The following is a 24,346-nucleotide window of genomic DNA, read 5'->3' as shown; positions in this document are numbered from 1 at the left end:
CATAATGCCAACATACAAAAAACGGGCAACACTTTTAAGTGATAACCGTTTGATAACCAGGCAAAGTCGATAGGTTATAAGCTCCTATGTAAACCCAAGTGAAAATAGAATTTCCAGCTATAAATACGGCTTCGTTTTTGTTTTGTGAAATGCCTTATATATTGACTGACAGCAATATTTGCATAATCCTAAAATTTCGCGGGGAATTAACTGCTCATAAAGCAAAAACTCCACTGATAGTGGGGTTTCGAGGTTATGAGCCCGACAGGATTAAAACCCCCGTGTGCCCCCAATTGAAAATAGAACTTCCAGCTGTAAACACAGCTGCTTTTTGTTGTGCGAAATGCCATAAAAATTCATTTTACGACATTTCTAAAAACAAAAAATCCACCAGCCTGTTGGCTGATGGAAGTTCTGCGTTAAGTGAGCCCGACAGGATTCGAACCTGTGACCGTCCCGACTTAGGTCGGGATGCTCTATCCTTTGGATATTAATTCGAATATTTTTTTTGAGCTCTTCCATCCTTTTATTTCCAACTCCCTTCTATAAGCTGAACTTTTGTCTGGATAACTTTCAGTATATACAATCTTCCAATCCTTGGCTTTTGCAGTAAAACCCTTGTGGGCCGTCAAGTGTTTTCTCATGCGCTCAGCAATTTGGTCGCAGGTATGTCCGATATAATACCTATTGAGCTCAGATGAAAATAAAATATAGACAGTGCACATATACTTACTAACTTAAGAAAAATAATCAAACCAAATTATACCTAATTATAAAATCCGTCAACTTTTTGACTTGATCTCTTTCTTGCGGTGTTTTCACGGTACTTTTTATCATAATATCAGTACAATTTGTACACATAAAACAATAAAATAACATAATTCAGAAGCCCTCAAACAACGAAAACCCTGCGCTATGCAAGGTTTTCAAGGATGTGAGCCCGACAGGATTAAAACTCCTGTGTGCCCCCAATTGAAAATAGCACTTCCAGCTGTAAACACAGCTGCTTTTTGTTTTGTGAAATACCTTGAAAATTCATTTTACGACATTTCTCAAAACAAAAAATCCACCAGCCTGTTGGCTGATGGAAGTTCTGCGTTAAGTGAGCCCGACAGGATTCGAACCTGTGACCGCCTCCTTAGAAGGGAGGTGCTCTATCCAGCTGAGCTACGAGCCCATTCAAGAACTGTTGTTCTGAAAATGGTAAAGACGAGATAAAACGAATTTCATTTGTCTTACGGTCGGCAAATATACAATTTCTATTAAAACATCATAAATAAAAAGTAAAAAAAACGTTCTTTAAATGGTATGTTTTTATCTCTTAAATATAAAAAAAATCGAATGGCTTAATTATTAATTACTTAAGGATTATTTTTAATGGATTGTCTAGCATTAATATTTTTAAATATTTACTAAAATCACGTTGCTTTTAAGCTCGTTGTGTCTTTACATCGGTGTTTGCCATCTTAAACTCATGAAGTTTTGTGACCAATCCTTCTCGATGATACCAATCGTTATAAGAAAGCTCCATTGTATTTACCTTGAACGTTCCAAAATCATGATTTCTATATTTATCGACAAGGGCCAAGAATTCCTCTTTCTCTTTTAATTGCTCACTAAAACGAAATACGGTAGCGTGCGCCGTTTGAATCAAATAGCGTTCATCTATGCTTTGCTCTAAATTGGAGTCTTTAAAGTTTCTCCTTAGGTTATCTCTAATCTCATTTAAACCATTACCCTCAATAAATCCTTGTATCATAATGCAAGACGGTGAAGCGGTAATACCTTTACAGTTTATAGTCATATGCTGTGCATTTTCAAGGCTTTTCTCTATGAGTTCAATGTATTCTGGTACATTAAGATTTGACAATTTAAGTCCGTCGTAACAGGAGACTACGGAAATTACCGTGATATGGATGTCAGAGTTTGGATAATAATATTGATCGGGTTCAATGCTTTTAAGTTCCTCTAAGAATTTTTGTATTTCATTTTTTACTGCCATTGGTGGTTTGATCAAAAGCGACATCCCAAATCGCTGATCATTTTCAGCATGAAGCATAGGATCGATTTCGTAATTATCGGATGAAATTTCACCAATGGATTCTTTATAGAGTTTATTGTAATGTTCTGTGAGATTCATTGATTTTAGTCAATTAGTAGATGATTCAGGTATTTTTACATTTTTCCCATTCTTACGAGCAAATCACAATGCCGATAAATTTTGAGAAAATTTATATGGAAGCAAACTCCAAAAATACTAAAAAGTAATGAGCCTAAGAAAAACCAAAGCAGCAAGGCTTTTAATACACATAACCCATTAGTTCAACTAGTAATTTACGTAGAGTTTTATGTTTTATGGATTGTCATCGCTTTGAACAAACTAGTGGTACCCAATTCTCGTAATCATCAATGTGAAACATCCCACAACAATTAAAACATACACTAGTCGTAAACGAAGATTGTTGCATAAATAAACGCCACAGATAGCGAGCAAGGCCATAAAACCTGTTTCGAAGCGTGTGCAGAGTATTCCTATAATCATCATTGTAAAAACCAGATGGGTCCAAAGGCCTTTCGGCTTCAAAAGTAAAGTAATAGCGACGACCAACTCTATCACAACTGTGATCCAAGCAAAGATATAGCTGATTGAACTAAGACTTGGGAAAACATCCCTTAATACGATACTCTCACCAATATTTGGGTCCGTGGCCTGCAAGTCTATCACACTTTTTGAATTACTCTTCGCGATTTCTAAACTTTCAGGAAAGAAATTCATGAAGTTTATAAATAAATCGCCATGATTGAACATATTATAATAGAAGTTCCCAGTCATAAATTGGCTTGAGGTCAGTTTTTGCACAACGGAAGTCAACACAACAATAACCAAAAGAATCTGAATGTTTTTTAGAAGGATATCACTGCGTTTGTGGTAGTGGTAGATCAACACTGAAAGCACTATAAACATCAACATAAAATGATGGTTTGCCAACCAGAAATAATTATGATAAAGGTCGACAGTGAGAAGTCCTAAAAAAGTAATCCAGATGATGGGATGCTTCTTTTTATGACGTAAAAGAAAATAACTCAATAATCCAATAAAAATTATCGGGACTTTCCATCGACGGTTCTCATCAGCCATCATGAAAACATAGGCAGCAAGTATCAAAAGTAGCAATTGTCCCGCTAGCGAAATTTGATCCTTTAAGTGATCTTTTATGTCTGTCCAATATTTCAAAGTTCCGTGGCTTTCAAATGAACTTCATCTATCAATACTCTCGAATAAAATCCATCTTTGGAATTGACAATTGGCTTCCAAATTTGAATGTGAATACTGTCTTTTTGGGTTGTTTTTAGGATAAGTTCACCAGCTTTATTAAGATTATCTTTATTTGGCATTAACATTAAATAGCCAAGCGTGCTTTTCATTTCACTGTTATCCTTTAATAGAGAATCCAAAGACATGCCTGGGATGTATATCTGATTACTGAAGTAATGAATTTCAGTGTACATCCCGTAACCGCCACCTTTCCATTTACTGAGGTTTTTTGTATTCACATAAAAGAGCTGTATGGCGATAATAACCACTGCAAGGCTCGGAATCCCATATTTCAAGATAAGCTCTCTTGCAGTGTTGGCCATAAGTTCTATTTGGATTATTAAAAAGAAGGAAATTAAAATTATGGAATAAAAATAGTGATATATCAGCAACTTACCCATTTTTATATTGGTATCACTGAAATAAGAGAAACAGAAAACATCACAATTAAAATCACAAAAAAAGTAGCACCAAAAAACGGCACTACTCCCACTCTACAATTATCTTGATGAAAATTAACTTACCAACTCAAACGCTTGCTTTGCAATCTCCAATTCCTCATTGGTTGGAATGACCAAAATTTTCACCTTGGAAGAATCGGAATTGATTTCTCTTAAATCTCCTGGCCTTTGGTCGTTTTTGGTAGTATCCAAGTTCATTCCAAAGACCTCCATGTCCTCACAAACCAATTGTCTGATCACACTTGAATTTTCTCCAATCCCCGCCGTAAAAACAATGGCATCCAAACCATTCATTGCGGCAGCATAAGATCCAATATACTTTTTAATACGATAGGCGTTCATTGATAAAGCCAGTTGGCAATCCTTATTTCCATTTTCTGCTTCGGCTTGAATGTCCCTTAGATCCACATGTCCAGTAAGCCCCAACATCCCACTTTGATTGGTGAGCAGTGTTTTGACCTCATCTAAAGTGTAATCTAAATTATTGACCAAATGGAAGATAATAGCGTGATCGATATCGCCACTTCTGGTCCCCATGATTAAACCATTAGAAGGTGTAAACCCTAAACTATGGTCTATACTCTTACCATCCTTAACCGCAGTCATACTGCAACCATTGCCCAAATGAATGGTGATGATTTTGGATGATTCCATGCCTAAATAGGTAATCGCTTTTTCTGAAACATATTGGTGACTCGTGCCATGGAAACCATAGACTTGAATGCCATGTTCTTCATAAAAACTCGTGGGGATGGCATACCTTTTGGCTTTTGCAGGAATGGTTTGATGAAATGCCGTATCAAAAACAACCACTTGTTTCGCTGTTGGAAAAATTTCTTCAGCAACCAGAATGCCTTCAAGATTTCCTGGATTGTGCAACGGTGCCAATGCAGCGTATTGTTGAATCTTTTCCTTCACTTCTGAAGTAATTAATGTCGTGTCTGAAAATGAGTTGCCACCGTGGACAACGCGATGACCAACCACCTCAATCTCATTTGTGTGGGTAATCACGCCTTTTTCTGGGTCAAGCAACAACGCTACAACTCTCTTAAGTCCTTGCTTGTGCGATTCAATATTATGTGTTTGTTGTAGATTTTCACCATTTGTTTTATAACTAATCGTCGCATTCTTATAACCAATGCGCTCCACTAATCCACTGCATATCAATGTTTCGGAAGGCATATCCATTAACTGAAATTTTATGGAAGAGCTTCCGGAATTGATGATTAATATTTTCATATATGTTTGATTTTCGACGTTTTGCCGTAATACCTCATTCTTAATACTTTATACTTACTTCTTAGTACTCATTAGATCCCTTGTGCTTGAATTGCCGTTACAATAACCGTGTTATAAATATCGTCTATGGTACAGCCTCGGCTTAAATCGTTAACCGGTTTGTTCAAACCTTGGATTATTGGGCCAATCGCCAATGCTTTTGTTTCTCGTTGTACGGCTTTGTAGGTGTTATTTCCTGTGTTAAGGTCCGGAAAAATAAAGACGTTGGCCTGCCCTGCAACTTCGGAATCTGGAAGTTTTAATTTACCCACAGCGATATCCACCGCTGCGTCATATTGAATAGGCCCTTCTACTTTAAGATCTGGTCTTTTTTCCTTCACTAATCTTGTGGCCTCCCGCACCCTTTCTACGTCTTCTCCAACTCCCGAAGTACCAGAAGAATAAGACAACATGGCAATTTTTGGATCTATTCCAAAAACCGTACTGGTTGCTGCTGAAGAAATGGCAATATCTGCCAATTGGATGGCCGTAGGATTCGGATTAATGGCACAATCACCATATACAGAAACACGATCGTCCAATAACATAAAAAATACAGAAGACACAATTGGAGCCTCAGGTTTTGTTTTAATAAATTGAAGAGCTGGCAGAATGGTATGCTGTGTTGTATGTGCAGCTCCAGATACCATACCATCGGCATCGCCTTTATACACCATCATCGTACCAAAATAAGACACATCTTCCATCAAATCCTTAGCCATAGGCAGATTGACATTCTTATGTTTACGAAGTTCAAAGAGCGTTTCTGCGTAAGATTCAAAATATTCAGATTCGATTGGATTGATGACTGTGACCTTATCCAAATCCAGTCCAATATCAAGATTCGTTATTTTTTCCTCAATTTGCTTTTTATTACCGAGTAGCGTAATCGTTACGACATCCAGATCGACAAGTCGTTTGGTAGCCCTTAAAATACGTTCGTCATTTCCTTCTGGCAAGACAATATGTTTTTTGCTCGATTTTGCCTTTTGAAATAAGTTGTACTGAAACATTCTCGGCGTAACCCCATTTGATTGAAAGGTAATAAGACGCTCGATAAGCGCATCCACGTTGACATATTTTTCAAATTCATTTATAGATGTTGTTATCTTGTCTGTGTTTTCGGCATAGATTTGCGACTGTATGCTCCCGAGACGATTTGTTACCGAGAACGTTCCTCCTTCTACCAAAATAATTGGAACGACCTCTGAAAGTCCTTCAATGAGTTTCAGAATGGAATCTTCCGGCATCAGCCCACCTGTAAGAACAATCCCAGAGATAGATGGGTAATTGTCGGAAATGTTTGCTTGTAAGGCCCCTAAAATGATATCCGCCCTGTCACCTGGCGTTATGACCAAGGCCTTTTCCTTTAAATGAATAAGGTAATTGCGCAGTTGCATGGCCCCCACACTATAATTGCCCGCTTGATTGTTAATGAATTCTTCGCCAAAAAGCACTTTGGCATCCAAGGTGTCCACTATCTCCCTGATGGATGGATTTGCAAGACTATGATTTAGCGGAATTGAATTTACAATAACACCTTTAGGCAAGTATTTCTCCAATTCTGAAGTCACCAGTGTCAGGTTTTGTGGTTCTATCTTATTGGCAATAACAGCCAATACCTCAACACCTTTATCTTTAAAAGAATCGTAAGCCATTTGTAGGTTCCCAACAAGTTGATCCAAGGTTTTACCAACACCTCCTCCAACAATAATGGCAGGTACGCCTAAGTTCTTAGCGATCAACACATTCATATCAAATTCCATGATGGATCCTTCGCCAATAAAACTTGAACCTTCTACCAAAACAAAATCGAAACGCTCTTCAAGACCTTTATATTTTTCAATAATTGTGCCCATGATCTCACTGTCTTTGTTGGCATTTTTTTTCCGAATAACCTCGCTTCTGGTAAAGGCGTAGGCGTCTTCAAATTTTATATCCAAATTGAAATAGGTGGAAACTGTATTGATATGATTATCTTTTTTTCCAGGCTCGAAATCATCAATAACTGGTCTGAAATAGCCGACTTTTGCAGCCTTTCCCAACAGTGATTGCATCAGTCCTAAAGAGATTATAGATTTCCCAATATTAGGTTCTGTGGTGGCAATATAAATGCCCTTATTGGTTGTTTTTTTTGACATATTAATATTATAATTATATTTTAATCCCACAACTGGGTTAAATTTCATGCTTGCTCTACTGTGAAAATTTAAAAATTAGTTCCAAATCAAAACTCTGAGTTGTACTGGACGATGAAAAACCGCTTTATTTCTGAACAAAAATAGCGATTTCGTTCCGTTAAGCAAAGGTTGGTTCCTTTCTATATGATTTAAATCTATTTAATTACTTGGATGACAAATATCCAAAGTTCTTTTGTCAAATGTCATGACTTTTATCATGAATTCATCCTAAAATTCCAGTTAAATATTAAGCCGATTCTTTCAAAGATAACTTCTGAAACTGAAGTCCTAATACAGTTTCGATCGAATTTCTGCTGGTAAAATTTTACAACTAATTCTGAGGCTTTTTTTTATTCAGATTGAATGGTTTAGGGCATTTATCAAACCTCATCTTTTGTAACCATCATAATGAAAATGCATCCAATATAAAAGCATTAAAAATCTAATAACCATGGATATCATATTTCCGTATAAAGCAAAAGTTCTCAATGTTTCCACTTTAAATCACAATGTCATATTACTACAAATTACCAAACCATGGAAGTTTGAATTCAATATTGGTCAAGCCGTCGATTTAAGTATTGATAAACCCGGTTACGAACTTGCGGTTGCTCCTTTTACACTGGCCAATGTGCCTACAGACGAGCATTTAGAGTTTGTGATTAAGGTTTATGAGAATGCAAATGCACTCACACAGGGCATTGCAAAATTGCAACCCAATGACATTGTACAGTTGTCTTATGCCTGGGACTCGTATTCTTACAAAGGCAGCGGGACTTTTATTGCTGCCGGAACTGGCATTACACCTTTTTTGCCAATTTTCAGAAATATGTCCAAAAACGGCATAGATGTCAAACAAGAGCACAGACTGATTTATGCCAACAAGACTAAAAATGATGTTTTATATTATAAAAAATTGAAGGAATTGTTTAGTACCAAATTGTCGGTAATCTTAAGCAGATCCAAATCAAAGAATCTTCCATTTGGGAAAATTGACAAAGACTATTTACTTAATTTAGTTCAAAGTACCGAACAGAATTTTTATATCTGCGGGCCAAAGCAATTTGAAGAGGATGTTAAAACCCATCTTATTACCATAGGTGTTAAACAAGATTATATTCAAACAGGATATAAATTTTGATTAATTTTATAGGAATATTAATTAAAACTCTATGAAAGGTCCTAAGCCAAACTCTACAAATAATATATTTGAACTTGAAGAATCCGCGACAGAACGCAAAGTTCTTTTTGATAAAATTCAGAGTTTCTCAGAAGATTTCATTGACACTTTAGACACCCAAAAAGCGTTTCATTACGACACACATGCTTCAACTGAACGGGATTCTTTTTTTAAAATTAATAGGGACAAAGAATCCTTGGATGATATCTTAGCGTTTTTTAAAGAGCGTGTGGTTGATACCGGATTAAATCCTGCATCAGGTGGTCATTTAGGGTATATCCCGGGAGGGGGTATTTACAGTTCCGCCTTAGGCGATTATCTTGCTGCAGTGACCAATAGATACGCTGGTGTGTTTTATGCATCGCCCGGGGCAGTCAGAATGGAAGATGCACTTATCAATTGGACTGGAAAGTTAATTGGCTATTCTGATGGCTTTGGAGGAAACTTGACTTCTGGTGGAAGTATCGCCAACCTTATGGCGCTCCATACAGCGAAACATCATAAAAACATTACTATTTCGCAAGTTTCTAAAAGTGTGGTGTATTGTACTTCGCAATCACATCACAGTATTTACAAGGCTTTGAAAATTATTGGACTTAATACCTGCATCATTAGAGAAATCCCTCTCGATTCGCACTTTAGGATTTCAGTTTCAGCTTTGGAAACTCAGATTAAGCATGATGTACAAATTGGGTTAAAGCCTTTTTTAATAGTCGCCAACGCTGGTTCCACTGATGTAGGGTCTATAGATCCTTTGGAGAAATTAAGCAATATCAGCAAAAAACATAATATTTGGTTCCATGTGGATGCCGCTTATGGTGGCTTTTTTATGTTAACCGATATAGGAAAAGAAAAACTTAAAGGGATTGAATTGGCCGACTCGGTGATCTTGGATCCTCATAAGAGTTTATTTATGCCGTATGGATTAGGAATTGTACTGGTAAAAAACATTAATCATTTAGCCGCTGCCCATGCTTATAGCGCAAATTATATGCGTGATGCCGAAATGGAAAACCAATATTCACCTGCCGATTTATCTCCAGAGTTGAGCAAACATTTTAGAGGTTTGCGCATGTGGTTACCATTAAAACTGTATGGACAGAGTCCTTTCTCCGACTATCTCAATGAAAAGTTGCAACTCACCAATTACCTTTATAAAGAACTTCAGACTATCGGGTATAAGGTACTATGCGAACCCGATTTGAGCGTTGTGGCGTTTAGACTCGAATTGAAAAACTATGACAGTGATGTGCTCAATAAAATGATATTGGATTACATTCAACAAGACGGTCGGATTTTTATTTCATCCACGCTTTTAGACGACAAAATGACTTTACGTGCCGCGATTCTTTCCTTCAGAACGCATAAAAAAGAGATAGAATTGTTATTGTATTTACTTAAAAAGATAAAACATCAACTCGACATTTAAAGTTGATGTTTTAGACTTCTTTTATCATTTATATCCAGCGTTGTCCAAATATCTCTAAAGTATAATGCAATAAGTGCGCAACCTTGTGTATATCAATTCTCAACTATCGATTTTTGCTTCTTGATTGCTTTGTTTATAGAATAATCTAAGTTATAAAAAACATTTCCTCAGGGCTTGATTCCTTTAGGAACTGCTTCCCTAAAGAGATGCATAAACAACAGCAAACTTTCAGCATGGTCAAGGGATACTACCTTTTGACCTTATATTGATTTCAAGTATTCAGTAAGATCATACTTTTTGGTATCACTTAATTTAAGTTTGTTCACCTCATTATATCTTGATACCACATCAGCCAATGTTTTTGCTGAACCATCATGAAAATAAGGAGGGTGTTGCCAAATACCTTTCAATGGTGTCACCCGCCATTGTTTGGTGGCGGAACGTTTTACATAATCCTTATCTACTGCTACGGATGCACTTTGAGGATGTAATTTTCCTCCTTCAACAACATCTGTAAATAAAGGTCCGGAATGACATGTTGCACATTGTGCTTTTCCTGAAAAAAGTGCTTTTCCTCTAAAGGCGGCAGCGGCATCAAATGAATTTTCTGGGGGCTTTGGAGCGGCAATAGAAAATTGATAGGCTTGTAATGCAGGAAGTTTATCGGTTACTAAATCGTCATCTTCTCTATGGTCCACTATCCAATTATCAAGACGTGCATCTTCAAAATACCCATGCCCATGCATTTGGGTCACTGCAACATATCTATTCCAATAGGCCACAGGTCCTGCAGGTTCATGTTCGATATCTCCATCCCCAGTAAAAATGGCTTTAGGAAGTCCATACAGACCATAAGCTGGTGGAATGACCACTGGATTATTCAAACCATCGTGGTTAAATCTCGGATCGTAGATACCAGGTGCCCAAGATGCGTAAACATCTTTTGTAGGTTGGTCTAAAGCTGGCGACAATGAGATAATCAAACCAGGGTCTAAATCTCTATTTGGCCATCCATCCAAACGATTTCCTATGCCCTTAGCAAAAGAATCGTCAACAGTTGAATGACACAAAGCGCAAGTTATACCCATTCTATCCAAGGTCAAAGAACCATCCGGTTTTTCACTTACCTGACCTTGCACTCCAACAACAGCATTTAGTTGCAGCAAGACCAACGTGGTTTGAGGATCCTCCAAATCAACGTCCCCATTTTGAATGGCTGCAACAACTTCAGCCGGTAAAGCAGAAGCATCGACCTTTAAGCCCACAGCCAAAGCCGTTGCTGGACTGACTGCGGATTCTATAACTTGGTTCATCTGCAATACATCTGTCCAAAACGTCTCATCACCAAAAGTATCATATCTAAATATGTCTTTTCCCTCTTGGACTAACTGTGGATCCAGAGGAGGCAGGTCCAAACTACCTTCTCCTGGTGGAATTGGTATGATCGTTCCAGTATCATCATCATTGCAACTAAAAAGGCTAAGCATAGCCATTACGGTGAATGTCACCGTAGAAATTTTAAAATAATTTTTCATGATTTTTCGTTTTTTGTTAGTGAATTATGAACCTTCTCCCGACGCTTTACTTGAATCGGGATAAGTTTTTTTATGCTGAGAGGCGAAAGATTGGACCAGTGCAATCAACTGAAAGAACAGCTAACCTCATTCAGATAATTAATACATTGACTACTTAGCTACTGTAATTGTGCCTTTCATCACTTTGTGTAGATCACAGTAATATTTGATATCCCCGGTGATCACTTTTGACCAAGATTCGCCTTGATTAAAAGGTTTTGAAGTCCATTTTCTACTAGTCATTTCAGTCACATCATGTTGATAGAAATCTTTATTGATCCATACCACAGTATCACCTTTATTGACCACCAGATTCTCTGGATTAAACTTCATTTTAAAAATAGTTACTGTATGCCGAGTGGGCTTATACGTGTTTTCTGAGCTTTCAAATCCCATCAGTAGCACAAAAGCACAAATCAGCACAGCCACAATTAATAAATACTTAGAAACTAAAAACTTATGTGATTGCATTATTTTGAAATTTTACTTTGTGCCATTATAGCATGTCCAAGATGTGCTTCTAAAGCCGGGAGTACTGCTTCGAGCAAATCTTTGAGTTCTGAATTTTGTGCTTGAGGAATTAATACATTTTTAACAGCACCAATGACCGCTTCATGATATGCTACTTCATTATCGATATAAGTCTTGTCAAAATCCTTTTTACTGACTGAGTTCAGTTTTTTAAGGGTTTCTTTAGATTGACTCATTAAGGATTGGCTCACCGCATTATCTTTAGGGGTCACGCCTAACTTTGTAACCAAAGCTACTGCCTGATCAATGACTGCACTATGATCTTCGATCATTCGGTTCGCAAAGTCAGTCACCTCTTTATTTTTAGAACGCTTTAACGCCACTTTTCCATAATCGATGTCAATTTGATTTGCCACCACTGCTACAGATGCTATTTCAGGATCTGTTAGTTTTGGGGCGTCTTGAGCCATCATCAAACCTGATGTGGCCATTACTAATGCACAAATTATTGTCAATTTGTATCTAGCTTTTGTTTTCATAATATATATGTTTTAAAAATTGTTTATTGTTTTGATGCATTTCTTGTACTTGGGTTACAAATAGTTTTAGATATTATTTTCCAATGGCATTAAAAAACCTATTTTTCATTTTGTCCTTTAGGAACTTTCCACCAAAGAAGTTTGTTTTGGTCACACTTTTCTCATCTCTTACGCCACGAGAGGCCACACATAAATGAGTAGCTTCTATAAAAACAGCTATATCGTCGGTTTTTAAAAGCTCCGATAATTTTTGACCAATTTCAACCGTGAGCTTTTCTTGTATCTGGGGTTTACTGGCAATAAATTGAACAATTCGGTTAATTTTAGATAATCCAATCACTTTGTCTTTAGGCATATAAGCCACAACAACTTTTCCGAAAAAAGGCACAAAATGATGCTCACAATAAGAATACATACTAATATTTTCAACCATCAGCATGTCCTTATAGTTGTTGGTGTTATCAAAAAATGAGATTTTCGGAAAATTTTTCTCATCCAATCCTCTAAACACCTCATTGACATACATTTTCGCAACTCGTTCTGGAGTTTTCTTTAAACTTGGGTCTTTGAGATCCAGACCGAGTGCCTCCATTATTTTGGTAAAATGATATTGTATAGTTTCTAGTTTTTCATGATCCTCTATGTCATCTATTTGTGTTTTTCTACTTGAATACATAGTAGATTCAAGAACTCTATTTCCATTAATTCCCATAATTAATTTTTTGTTTTAATTAGTTTAAAATTTACATTAAGCTTCGTGGTGCATTTTAGATAAATAGTTCAAAATTCAGAATTATTAAAAGTTGAGCAGTTAACAAAATGCCATCGCCTTTAACTCATGGCCCTTTAGTTTAGATGAGCATCTTAAAAAAAGGTTACAAATTTTGTAACCAGTCCCATGAATTCGCATCTAAAGACAAACAGCAATCGTTATGTATACCAAAACAACACCAGAAAAGCAATTGACTGAGGCGGCGATAATTGAAAAAATACTTGAAGGTGAAGTTCAATTATTCGAAATTTTAATGAGACGCTATAATGAACTATTATATAGGACAATTAGAAGTTACTTATTAACCGATGTGGAAGACACAATGCAAGACACTTATATTAAAGCCTTCGAAAAATTATACCAATTTAAAAATGAGTCAAAATTTTCTACCTGGTTGATTAGGATTGGCATCAATGAGGCACTGCAGCGAAAGCGAAAATCGCCAAAGCATACCACCATTTCTTTGCAACAAGATGATAATTTTTTACAGATAGTAGATCAAAACACAATGAATCCTGAACGACATACGATATATAAAGAATCTTCATGTTTTATGGAGAAAGCAATAAATACCTTGCCTGAAAAGTACAAAGCAGTCTATATGCTGAGAGAAGTAGAAGACATGGATATCTCTGAAATATCAAAATGCTTGAAATTGACCAAAACTAACGTTAAGGTTCGCTTATATAGAGCACGGTTTCTGCTAAGGAATTCTATTTTAAATTTAACCGATTACTCAAGTATTTTTGAATTCGGAAATTCAAAGTGTGATCATGTTGTAGCCAATGTTATGGATCATATTTATAGGAATTATTCAAATAAATAATCAATTGCTATATCTAATTGGAATGTTTGCCATTTCTGTTTCTTATATCTGAGAAAACAGTGAAAAACTCAGTGCATTCGGATCTTTTAATACCATCGATAAATAATCAATATGAAGATTCACTTCACAAAAGTCTCTTTTGGGATAAATAAATTAAACTTTTTGAATAGTGAAGCAATATCTTAAAACAAATAATTATATAATCAAGAACCTCGGGACCCATCCGACCGGCACAGGCGGGCAAGCTCTCAAAGTTTGAATAAGAAATTGTCTTTTCGATCGAGGCAAGCCTCGGGGTATTAAAACCCACTGGTGGGAATAAAATGGAAACAGAATTCAATTTATGGAACATCAACAGAAAGATTTTATTGGAATATTTTGAAAATTATTCCTTAGAACAGTTGAATATAATACCTCAGGGCTTCAACAACAATCTTATTTGGAATATTGGACACGTCATAGTGGTGCAGCAGGCATTACTTTACAATACTTCTACCCTACTTGGATATATTACAGATGACATGATCAATTTATATAAACCGGGAACTTTCCCAACAGGAAAAACTAATCATGCCGAAGTCAATGAGTTAAAAGAGCTACTGATTTCTTTAATCGACAAAACTAAAACTGATTATTCAAATCAACTTTTTAATTCATTTGCACCACGCAAAACACTCATCGGGTTAAATATGGACTCTATCGAAGATGCCATTATTTTTAATAATTACCACGAAGGCTTGCATTTAGGTGCGATGATAGGTATTCAAAAATTTATTTAATGACATGGATAATCTGTCATCTACAACTTAATAAAAACATTATGGGAATAATAGTTGTGACATTACCACAAATCTCATAGACTTTTAAACTCTTGACCAGAGCAACAAAATTCTCCAAACATCGCGATTATTCAATTTCGATTATTTTTAATTTGCATATCCACTTTTCGTCCTAAGAATTAAAAACTGAAAACACAATGCCGATTTTTTGTTTGCCCTCCCGATTGTTATCGGGACTAAAGGAAGCAAAAATCTCAAATGATTAATTAATTTGAGAATAACCCATCCTTTAGGCGGGGCAAGGCTTATTCGGATATTAAATGTGCAATCTCAATTTTTTAGGATTAATTGCGGATATGCAAAATTTTAATTAGACAATTCAAATCGAAAAATTATTTGTAATTTCAGTGCTTATTTCAAAGTCAAATGAGCAAATCCATTTCTCCTTTTACCCGGGAACAATTACTTCCTCAGGAAGAAACTCTGGAAATTTTCAAAAAAAAGGGAAATCTTTTTATTGGTATTCCCAAAGAAACCTATTTTCAGGAGAAGCGCGTCTGCTTAACTCCTGACGCTGTATCTGCCTTGGTGTCCAACGGCCATCGGGTCATGATTGAAGCTGGTGCTGGGGATGGTGCAAATTTTAAGGATAGAACCTATAGTGAAGCAGGTGCCGAAATAACCAAGGATACCGCCAAAGTGTACTCCTGCCCTATCATCTTAAAAGTTGAACCACCTTCTTTAGATGAAATTAAACTCATCAACCCGCAGACATTATTGATCTCAGCGCTGCAACTAAAAACACAAAGCAAAAAATACTTTGAAACCTTGGCCACCAAACGCATTACGGCCTTGGCATTCGAATTTATAAAAGACGATGATGGCTCTTACCCTGCGGTTCGGTCTTTGAGCGAAATTGCAGGAACTGCCTCGATTCTTATTGCGGCCGAATTATTATCGAATATCAATGGTGGCAATGGATTGATGTTTGGAAATATCAGTGGTGTGCCTCCAACCGAAGTCGTTATTATTGGCGCCGGAACGGTAGGCGAATTTGCTGCCCGTTCTGCCATTGGATTGGGTGCAAATGTTAAGATTTTTGACAATTCCATTACCAAGCTAAGATCGGTCCAATCCCATTTGGGCAGAACACTATACACTTCAACACTGCAACCAAAGAACCTCATCAAAGCCTTGAAGCGATGTGATGTTGCCATTGGCGCAGTAAGAGGCACCAACAGAGCACCTGTTGTGGTTACTGAAGCTATGGTAGACTGTATGAAAGCTGGAGCTGTAATTATTGATGTCAGCATTGACATGGGCGGTTGTTTTGAAACCAGTGAGGTCACTACCCATGATAAGCCAACTTTTGAATATAACGGCATTGTCCATTATTGTGTGCCAAATATTCCTGCACGCTATTCCCGATCAGCCTCTGTATCAATAAGTAACATGTTCACACCTTATCTTTTGAAAATTGGAGAGGATGGCGGAATCGAAAATGCCCTCAGATTTGATCGGGGTTTAAAAAATGGATTGTACTTTTACCACGGTATTTTAACAAGCAAATTGGTTGCCAATTGGTTTGATTTAAAATACAGTGATGTCAATCTTTTAATTTTTTAACCATGAAATTTATCCATCGTGTCGGCTATTATTTAGGCGGCTTTTCTATAGGTTTAATTATTCTATTCTTTTTCTTAAGTGGCAAAAAAACCTCATGTGCCTACAGTCCCAACGCACGGACTACAAAAAACATCTCACTAAAACAAAAAACATATTCAGAAGATGCATTATTTGCTATGCGATCATTTGAAATGGATACTGTTGTTGTTTCTGAGATGATCAAACATGGGAATGTCAATTTTTCGGAAAGTGATACCAAAAACGAATTATGCAAGACTTATATCATTGAGAACAGCTATAAAGAGCAGAATTTCAAAATGCAAGTTAAAAACTGCGATTCTTTAGTAACTGTAGAATCTATCGTCCGCTTTAAAAAATAACTGAGCTATAAAAATATTCCATGGCGAATGATTGCTTAAGTCATTGCTCACTTATTTTGATTGATCCAATCAACTAGTAAGCATATAGGGCTACCTTTTAAGGATAGTGAGTCCATAACCATTAAAAATGTTAACATTCGGTTTATCGCTTACCTACCTCAACAATGGCTTCGGTAACAGAAATTTGAATTATAAAATGATATTTCAAACATAATTTTAATCAATGAAATCCCCAACAATTCAACGAGTCATCCTGCTTTCCAAAAGAGTTAAACTTTTTTGAAATACTAGTGCTTTTCAAATAAAAATATCTTTTTTTTACATAAAACTAATACTATGTGTGGTATATATTTAACAAATATTCCTTACCAACTCGAGGAAATCGATACTAAGCTTGATTCAATTTCCTACAGAGGCCCAGACTTTAAAGGAATTAAAAAAATAAATCATCTAACGTTTGGTCACTTGCGTCTTTCCATTTTAGATTTAAACACACGTTCCAACCAACCCATGGATTTTGAGAATTTTACAATTGTTTATAATGGGGAAATTTATAATTATAAAACAATTCAAAAAGAGCTTCAAGATTTAGGTTATATCTTTAAAACAGAAAGTGATACAGAGGTTCTTCTAATTGGGTATAAGCAATGGGGGAAAGCCGTTCTAGAAAAGATAAACGGCATGTTTGCGTTTTCAATTTACGACGCAGAGACAAATAGGTTGTTTTCTGCAAGAGACAGGCTTGGGGTTAAACCATTTTACTACTATTGGGAGAACGGTAAGTTTGAAATTTGCAGTCAAATTAAGCCAATGCTTGCGGACAAGAAGATTAACGAAGACGCCATTTCCATGTTTTTGGACTGTATGTTTATACCTAGCCCCTATACGATTGTGGATGAGGTGTTTAAGCTTCCTCCCGGGAATTATATGGAAATTGATTTAAACAACAAAACTTTAAATATCGAAGAATATTGGAACTTAAAACCTGTTAAAGTTAAAGACATTTCATACCAGGATGCCAAAAGCGAACTACATGATTTGCTTTTGGATGCTGTTAAAATAAGGCTTCAATCGGACGTGCCTATTGGCTCATTTTTGTCAGGAGGTATAGATTCTGCTTTGGTTTCTAGTCTTGCAGCAAAAGTGTCTCCTTCACAAATAAACACGTTTTCCATTGGGTTTGATGATCCTAAATTCGATGAAAGTAAGATAGCGGAACAATATTCCAAAATTCTCAATACAACCCATAAAACAATTATTTGCACTCCTAATGATATTTTAAAACTCATTCCAAAACTCACCGAAGTCTATGACGAGCCTTTTGCAGATAGCTCAGCGTTACCATCATTATTACTTAATAAAATCACCAAACAATATGTTACAGTTGCTCTTTCAGGTGATGGTGGAGACGAAAGTTTTATAGGTTATGAACATTTTGATTCATTGATGCGAAACAAAAGAATAATGGATATACCCTACGCTATTAGAAAACTCATAGTGAAATCGGGAGTTTTAAAGCTTTTTGGGATGAACACTGATAGAATTAAGAATGCTTTGAATACAAAAAGCAGAAATGACTTTATCGAAAATATTTTTTCTAGAAAGGGATTTCTTCTAAATGAGAAAAAGCAGGATTACATGAAGCATTATCAAGGCTATAAAACTTGGTCTAATAATTTCTTACAGAAAGCTGCAGATTTGAATATTAAATTATGGTTGGAAAATGACAGCAATGTAAAAGTTGATAGAGCCAGTATGGCATTTTCCGTTGAAGTGAGAAGCCCATTCTTAGATTATAGAATTGTAGAATATGCCAGAACACTACCTATGCATTTTAGGTATGAAAAAGGAAAACAGAAAAAAATACTGCGTGATATTCTAAAAGATTATATCCCAGAAGAAGTGTTTAATCAACCTAAACGTGGATTTGCCGTACCCATTGGTGATTGGATGCGAACAGAACTTAAGGAGGAATTTTTAAAAGCCTTGAATGATGAGTTCCTAAATAAGGTTCCCAATCTAAATGTTCTTAAATTTAAAAGGCTTTTATCTGAACATATGGAACAGAAAGAGGACCATACGGCATATATCTGGAAACTATATGTTTTGAGCAAGTGGTACGACGAATTTGGGTTTAGGCAAAATTCATAAAGGTTCTTTCCATTAATTACAAGAAACTCTTCCGAATGTGTTGGTTAAGAAATGTTCTTCCTCGAATGTTGACTTTATAATCATTATTCAATTGATAGGATAGTAGCCAAATGTTCTAAGTTTAATAAGTCATTTAAGGACTACACTATTCTTAGCATTACAAGTTAAAAACTATGATTCTTTAGTAACTGTAGAGTCTATCGTCCCTTATAAAAAATAACTGAGCCACAGAAATAATCCATGGCTCAGTCAATCTTCTATTTTTTTGAGACTTATCTCAAAACTATTTTTTTGGTGATCACTCTTTGGTTATCCACTAATTGTAATAAATATATTCCAGATGCAAAATCTGATAAATCGATTGTTTTATTATAACCCTGATGGTCATTTACACTGATTGCTTCAGTGTATAAAGATTTACCCGAAAGGTCATACAAATAGATACTTGATGCGTCAGATAGCCCCGAAATTTTTATGTGAACCTCACCGTACGTAGGATTTGGATGAATCAAAAGCTCTAACGTCGTATCATCTTCTATGGTCACATTATCATCGACAATTTGCGAGGTTTCACAATTTCGAACACTCACCATCACACTGTCAGTGTCAGAATCTAAAGCATGGTAAACCATCACTGAATATTCAGTGTCATTATCTGGACTAACGGTTATGCTTTTAGTAACCTCTCCAGTACTCCACAAGTATTCACTATTGGCAGGGCCTTTTGCAGTTAGAACTGTGCTTCCGTTCAGGCAGATGGCCACATCATCACCTGCATTGGCGACAATTTTTTCAAAGACATTTACCTTAATGGATTTTTCGGAAGAGCAATCGTTAGTGTATCCGACAACCTCATAGGTTTTAGTTTTCGTAGGACGTACCGCAATATTTGGTTGGGTCGCACCATTGCTCCACTCGTATCGATTGGCCCCTTGAGCTGATAAGGTTATAAATTCCCCTTCAAGAATAGCCGCTTCGGAACCATTAACGATCTTAACATTTGGCTTAGGACTTACCTTAACCGTGGCTTCATCCGTACCAGATGCTTCTCCAATATATGCCGTAACAGAATACTTAGTTGTCGTTTTTGGATTAACCGTTATACTTGCCGTCTTAGCACCTGTACTCCATAAATAACGATCTCCACCTGTCGCAGTTAATGTGACCGGTGAACCTTGACAAATATCTTTATTTCCACCTGCACGAGCGACAACTACTTGAGGTTTTTCTACTATAACCTTAACTGTAGCAATGGCATCACAACCATTTCTTGTTCCTGTTACAGTGTAAGTCGTGGTTGAAGTTGGACTTACATTAATGCTTGCCCCAGTTTCGCCTGTGCTCCATTTATAGGATTGCGCTCCAGATGCGGTCAATTTAGTGCTTTCTCCAGAAGTAATTGTGATATTTTTACCCACAGATACTGTTGGCATTGAGTTGACCGTTACCTTAACTTCATCGATATGAGAATATTTGCCTGTGCTATCATAAGCAGTAACTGAATACGTAGTTGTCGAAGATGGGCTAACCGAAATACTTGCGGTTGTAGCTCCCGTGCTCCACAAATAGGTAGAGCCTCCAGTGGCAGTTAAAGTCGCACTTGATCCGGCACAAATGCTTTGGTCCACACCGGCATCGGCGATAACTTCAACAGGGTTTAAAACGGTAACCTCTACTGTGTCTGCAACTTCACAACCATTTCGTGTACCTATTACAGTGTAGGTCCTTGTCGCCGTGGGACTCACGGTAATACTCGAGCCAGTAGAACCGGTACTCCACTTATACGTGGTAGCTCCCGTTGCAGTTAATGTTGTGCTTTCTCCTGAATTGATTTTAACATTACTTCCAGCATCTACCGCAGGCAGAGCGTTGACCGTTACTTTGACCTCATCTGTATCAGAATTTTGGCCGGATTCATCGTAAGCAGTAACCGAATACGTGGTTGTCGAAGATGGGCTAACCGAAATACTTTCGGTTGTAGCTCCCGTGCTCCACAAATAGGTAGAACCTCCAGTGGCAGTTAAAGTCGCACTTGATCCGGCACAAATGCTTTGGTCAACACCGGCATCGGCGATAACCTCAACAGTGTTTCTTACTATTACTTTTACTTTGTCTGTAGCCTCACAACCATTTCTTGTTCCGGTCACGGTGTAGGTCCTGGTCGCCGTGGGACTCACATTAATGGTCGCACCAGTTGCCCCGTTGCTCCACTTATAGGTAGTAGCACCTGTTGCAGTTAATGTGACGCTTTCTCCTGCATCAATAGTACTACCGCTCCCTGCATCTACAGTTGGCAGCGGATTGACCGTTACCGTAACTTCATCTGTATCAGAATTGGTTCCTGTGCTATCAAATACCGTAACCGAATAGGTGGTAGTTGCGTCTGGGCTTACCTCAATATTATCGGTTGTGGCACCATTGCTCCATTGGTAGATTGAACCTCCAGTGGCAGTTAAGATTGTGCTTGTTCCAACGCAAATAGCAACGTCTTGACCGGCATTGGCAGAAACTTGCTGAGCTACCGTAACAGTGATATTTGCATTACTCGAACAACCAGCAGGACTAATAGAACTGACGGAATAAGTGGTCGTAACTGTTGGGCTTACTGTAATTGATTCAGAAGTTTCACCAGTATTCCATTCATAATTACCCCCTCCATTCACTGTGAGTGTTGTAGATTCACCTTCAGAAATTATCAAATCGCCAGTTATTACAAGTTCTGGAGCATCTTTCACAGAAACACTAACCTCATCTGTACTAGAACAACCATTAGTACTCACTTCAACACTATAAACGGTGTCTACTTCTGGATTTACTTCTATCGAAGCTGTGGTTTCACCGGTACTCCATAGGTATGATGATCCTCCAGTGGCCGTAAGCGTTGTTGTTTCACCATTACAAATAGTTTGATCTTCTCCTGCATTTGCGGTCGGAATGGCACTAACTGTAACCGTGACACTAGCCTCTTCTGATTGATCATTTTCATCTGACACTGTAACAGTGTAAGTAGTTGTGGTCTCAGGGGTGACTTCAATACTCTCTGAAGTTTCTCCTGTACTCCAAACATAATTTGTGCCACCACTTGCGGTGAGTGTGGTGGTTGTACCTACACAAACTTCTTGGTCAGTACCTGCGCTCGCCTGGAGCGCTTCCGGAAAAACCGTTATTAAGGAGGTGGCTTTTATTCCACCGTCTGCACTTGTAAAAGCTATAGTCACCTCACCTACCGAAACAGCTGTCACAAGTCCTTTGGTATCAACCGTCGCGATGTCTTCGTCACTGGAAATCCATGTACCGTTTTTATTGGTAGCATTAGAAGGTGTAAAGCTTGCGGATAATTGAAGGGTTTCCAATATTTGAACTCTTGCGGTACTTGGTGTGACTTCAACACTTTCAACAGCTACTGCAGCAACCTCTCCAGTCCGATCTACACCATTTAAATACTCTTCCAACCAAGTATAACCACTTGGCGCAATGTCATTATGGTCTTGGCCTTCCGGAACGTTGGCTTTAAGCCATATTTCTGGGATGTGGGGGTTGGAGATGTAGAAGTTTGCTGATCTTGTGTTTCTAGGGATAGTTGGGTATGGTACTTCACTTAGAGGTGGATATGAGAAATCATTTTTATCATAGCTAACAAAACTATCATTTTGTATCATTAGAATATCAGCAGCATCCTTAGTGTCTTGGTATTCATTTAAAGTACCATCAGCATTTAATGTTTTATTTGCACCAACGTCATTTAGAACGTCAATATAGGCTTGATGTGCCGTTTTTATTGTAAAGTCAACTCCTTTAAATGGAAATTGTATTTTAGTAAAGAATTTGGCAGCAACTGGATTACCCTCTCGAAATGAAGAGTGTGATCCAGCAAAATAAGTCCACATGTCACTATCATCAACTTGTGGAACTTCTCTTTGCCCTGTTATTAAGCTTCCTGATGTATAAATTAAGGGGTTGTTATACGTTTGTGCTTGTAGTTTATGTAATCGAGTTGTAATAACACCTGTCCCAGGAAACCAACCACTTCTTCTTAATCCTTGAGCAGATGTTTTATAATAATTATTTATAATGTTATAAGTACCTTCATTTGTAACTCTAATAAGTCTTTCTTTCCAATTATAAATCACATTATTCACGATATCATATTGCCCTCCTCCCTGTGGGTTTGGAAATCTATGTGATATATTGCTTATTGCATTATTGACAAAAGTAAAATCGCCTAAGTCTGGTAAAGGTGTAGGGTTCCCACTTGAATCCACTCCCAATATAACTCCTGTTTTACTATCTTGAAGAAAACAATTTTGAATTGTAACATTTCCCATTGTTCCCAAACTATAAGAAAAGTCTAATGCTTCGTCATTACCATGGCTGAAAGTGCAATGGTCAAATATTATATTACTACCACCTTGATTCCATATTGGGTCTGAACTCGAATATTTATTTGTATTCCTAAATCTTATATATCTTACGACGACATTATCTACATCTCTAAAAATTATAAAAGAAGTCCTTATTGTAATACCTCCATGAGGAGCGGTTTGTCCCGCAATAGTAATGTTATCATAATCAGAACCAACAATTAAATCTTCATAATTACCTTGGCTTGTAGCATCAATTTCGCCACTTACATCAAAGACAATTGTGCGAGGTCCCTTAGTTTTAATAGCTTCTTTTAGACTTCCTGGTCCATCCCAATTTAATGTAGTGACGTGAATAACCTGACCACCTCGTCCACCAGTAGAATAAGCACCAGCACCTTTAGCACTAGGAAATGCTATCTGTTGAGCATTTATATTTAGAAATGAAAATAATAAAATGAATATTGGTATATAACCAATTTGACTTAATGTGATTTTAGGGGCTTTCATAAAATTTTTACTTTTTCTGATTATAAGAAGGTCTGCAATCTATAAAATTAAAGGATTGAAATATGCTAAAGAGCCGTTTTATTCGACAAAAGGCATAATAATACATAAGTATTCGACAAGATGCAAAATATTGTAGGGTAAGTATTACTTTGTTTTTAATTACTAATCATTGTTGTTATATACGGGTAGAAAATTGATTTAGATGTTTCTCAACGTTAAATTTAACAGTTTATCGAATTTACTATACATAATACAAAAAAAATTATAAAGTGAGAATTCGATTTTAATCAACATAGAACGGGCACATCATAAAATCACTGCATTAAAGTTTAATAAAATATTTTTCTAATAAAAACACATAACCAATAAGTTAAATCAAAAGATTTCCTTTTTAAGAAGAATGGTATAAGTAAAAAATTTAGCTCACCGTGAAACAATAGCAAATTGGTTTAAATTGTAAAAAATAAAAAAATCATGAGTAACTAAGAGAGTCGGCTACTGATAATAAAAAGC

At 36.8% G+C, this 24,346-nt stretch carries 18 protein-coding genes and 1 tRNA gene; 7 read left to right on the top strand and 12 right to left on the bottom strand.

Translation table 11 applies throughout. The features are described 5' to 3' along the window. Positions 1-476: 476 nt before the first annotated feature. The 7 genes from J4051_RS06645 to pta form a co-directional block, all read right to left on the bottom strand. The gene (locus J4051_RS06645) at positions 477-725 is read right to left on the bottom strand and encodes a GIY-YIG nuclease family protein (RefSeq protein ID WP_208233081.1); all 249 of its coding nucleotides are present in this window, start codon (positions 723-725) and stop codon (positions 477-479) included. A 378-nt stretch (positions 726-1,103) separates the two neighbouring features. Next, a tRNA-Arg gene (locus tag J4051_RS06640) sits at positions 1,104-1,177 on the bottom strand. Between the two features lie 252 nt (positions 1,178-1,429). Beyond that, positions 1,430-2,140 (bottom strand): AKAP7-like phosphoesterase domain-containing protein, encoded by a 711-nt coding sequence (locus J4051_RS06635; protein WP_208233080.1) that lies wholly within the window; start codon positions 2,138-2,140, stop codon positions 1,430-1,432. A gap of 240 nt (positions 2,141-2,380) precedes the next feature. Beyond that, on the bottom strand, positions 2,381-3,235 hold the full coding sequence (locus J4051_RS06630) for a hypothetical protein (protein ID WP_208233079.1): 855 nt from the start codon (positions 3,233-3,235) through the stop codon (positions 2,381-2,383). After that, positions 3,232-3,639, bottom strand: a complete 408-nt coding sequence (locus J4051_RS06625) for a hypothetical protein (RefSeq protein ID WP_208233078.1) — start codon at positions 3,637-3,639, stop codon at positions 3,232-3,234. The genes J4051_RS06630 and J4051_RS06625 overlap by 4 nt, the downstream gene beginning before the upstream one ends. A gap of 192 nt (positions 3,640-3,831) precedes the next feature. Then, the gene (locus J4051_RS06620) at positions 3,832-5,016 is read right to left on the bottom strand and encodes an acetate/propionate family kinase (RefSeq protein WP_208233077.1); all 1,185 of its coding nucleotides are present in this window, start codon (positions 5,014-5,016) and stop codon (positions 3,832-3,834) included. Between the two features lie 71 nt (positions 5,017-5,087). Next, on the bottom strand, positions 5,088-7,196 hold the full coding sequence (gene pta / locus J4051_RS06615) for a phosphate acetyltransferase (protein WP_208233076.1): 2,109 nt from the start codon (positions 7,194-7,196) through the stop codon (positions 5,088-5,090). Positions 7,197-7,686: 490 nt separating this feature from the next. Between pta and J4051_RS06610 the strand changes: the two genes are divergently transcribed. Together J4051_RS06610 and J4051_RS06605 are read left to right on the top strand one after the other, a co-directional pair. Next, positions 7,687-8,376: a ferredoxin reductase domain-containing protein gene (locus J4051_RS06610; RefSeq protein WP_208233075.1), complete on the top strand. Its 690-nt coding sequence runs from the start codon at positions 7,687-7,689 to the stop codon at positions 8,374-8,376. Between the two features lie 31 nt (positions 8,377-8,407). Then, positions 8,408-9,844 carry a pyridoxal phosphate-dependent decarboxylase family protein gene (locus J4051_RS06605; protein WP_208233074.1) on the top strand — a complete coding sequence of 479 codons (1,437 nt, stop codon included), beginning with the start codon at positions 8,408-8,410 and terminating at the stop codon, positions 9,842-9,844. Positions 9,845-10,104: 260 nt separating this feature from the next. Here J4051_RS06605 and J4051_RS06600 read toward each other — a convergent pair whose 3' ends face one another. The 4 genes from J4051_RS06600 to folE form a co-directional block, all read right to left on the bottom strand. Beyond that, positions 10,105-11,379 carry a hypothetical protein gene (locus J4051_RS06600; RefSeq protein ID WP_208233073.1) on the bottom strand — a complete coding sequence of 425 codons (1,275 nt, stop codon included), beginning with the start codon at positions 11,377-11,379 and terminating at the stop codon, positions 10,105-10,107. Positions 11,380-11,529: 150 nt separating this feature from the next. Continuing rightward, positions 11,530-11,889, bottom strand: coding sequence for a plastocyanin/azurin family copper-binding protein (locus J4051_RS06595; protein ID WP_208233072.1), 360 nt, complete (start codon positions 11,887-11,889; stop codon positions 11,530-11,532). After that, on the bottom strand, positions 11,889-12,428 hold the full coding sequence (locus J4051_RS06590) for a DUF4142 domain-containing protein (RefSeq protein ID WP_236027284.1): 540 nt from the start codon (positions 12,426-12,428) through the stop codon (positions 11,889-11,891). Before J4051_RS06590 ends, J4051_RS06595 begins: the two co-directional genes overlap by 1 nt. A gap of 73 nt (positions 12,429-12,501) precedes the next feature. Beyond that, positions 12,502-13,140 (bottom strand): GTP cyclohydrolase I FolE, encoded by a 639-nt coding sequence (gene folE, locus J4051_RS06585; protein WP_236027283.1) that lies wholly within the window; start codon positions 13,138-13,140, stop codon positions 12,502-12,504. Between the two features lie 220 nt (positions 13,141-13,360). Between folE and J4051_RS06580 the strand changes: the two genes are divergently transcribed. The 5 genes from J4051_RS06580 (at position 13,361) to asnB (ending at position 18,962) form a co-directional block, all read left to right on the top strand. Next, on the top strand, positions 13,361-14,026 hold the full coding sequence (locus J4051_RS06580; protein ID WP_208233071.1) for a sigma-70 family RNA polymerase sigma factor: 666 nt from the start codon (positions 13,361-13,363) through the stop codon (positions 14,024-14,026). A gap of 323 nt (positions 14,027-14,349) precedes the next feature. Beyond that, complete coding sequence (locus J4051_RS06575) at positions 14,350-14,805, top strand: DinB family protein (protein ID WP_208233070.1); 456 nt, start codon at positions 14,350-14,352, stop codon at positions 14,803-14,805. 426 nt (positions 14,806-15,231) lie between these two features. Beyond that, a complete protein-coding gene (locus J4051_RS06570) occupies positions 15,232-16,431 on the top strand; it encodes an alanine dehydrogenase (RefSeq protein ID WP_208233069.1) in 1,200 nt (399 codons plus the stop codon). 2 nt (positions 16,432-16,433) lie between these two features. Next, complete coding sequence (locus J4051_RS06565) at positions 16,434-16,811, top strand: hypothetical protein (protein WP_208233068.1); 378 nt, start codon at positions 16,434-16,436, stop codon at positions 16,809-16,811. Between the two features lie 336 nt (positions 16,812-17,147). Beyond that, positions 17,148-18,962 (top strand): asparagine synthase (glutamine-hydrolyzing), encoded by a 1,815-nt coding sequence (gene asnB / locus J4051_RS06560; RefSeq protein ID WP_208233067.1) that lies wholly within the window; start codon positions 17,148-17,150, stop codon positions 18,960-18,962. Positions 18,963-19,234: 272 nt separating this feature from the next. Here asnB and J4051_RS06555 read toward each other — a convergent pair whose 3' ends face one another. Next, positions 19,235-23,833 carry an Ig-like domain-containing protein gene (locus J4051_RS06555; RefSeq protein WP_208233066.1) on the bottom strand — a complete coding sequence of 1,533 codons (4,599 nt, stop codon included), beginning with the start codon at positions 23,831-23,833 and terminating at the stop codon, positions 19,235-19,237. Between the last annotated feature and the right edge of the window lie 513 nt (positions 23,834-24,346).

Origin of the sequence: Gelidibacter pelagius, from assembly GCF_017581925.1 — a bacterium.
Taxonomy (GTDB): Bacteria; Bacteroidota; Bacteroidia; order Flavobacteriales; family Flavobacteriaceae; genus Gelidibacter; species Gelidibacter pelagius.
This window is presented reverse-complemented; position numbering and strand designations above follow the sequence as displayed.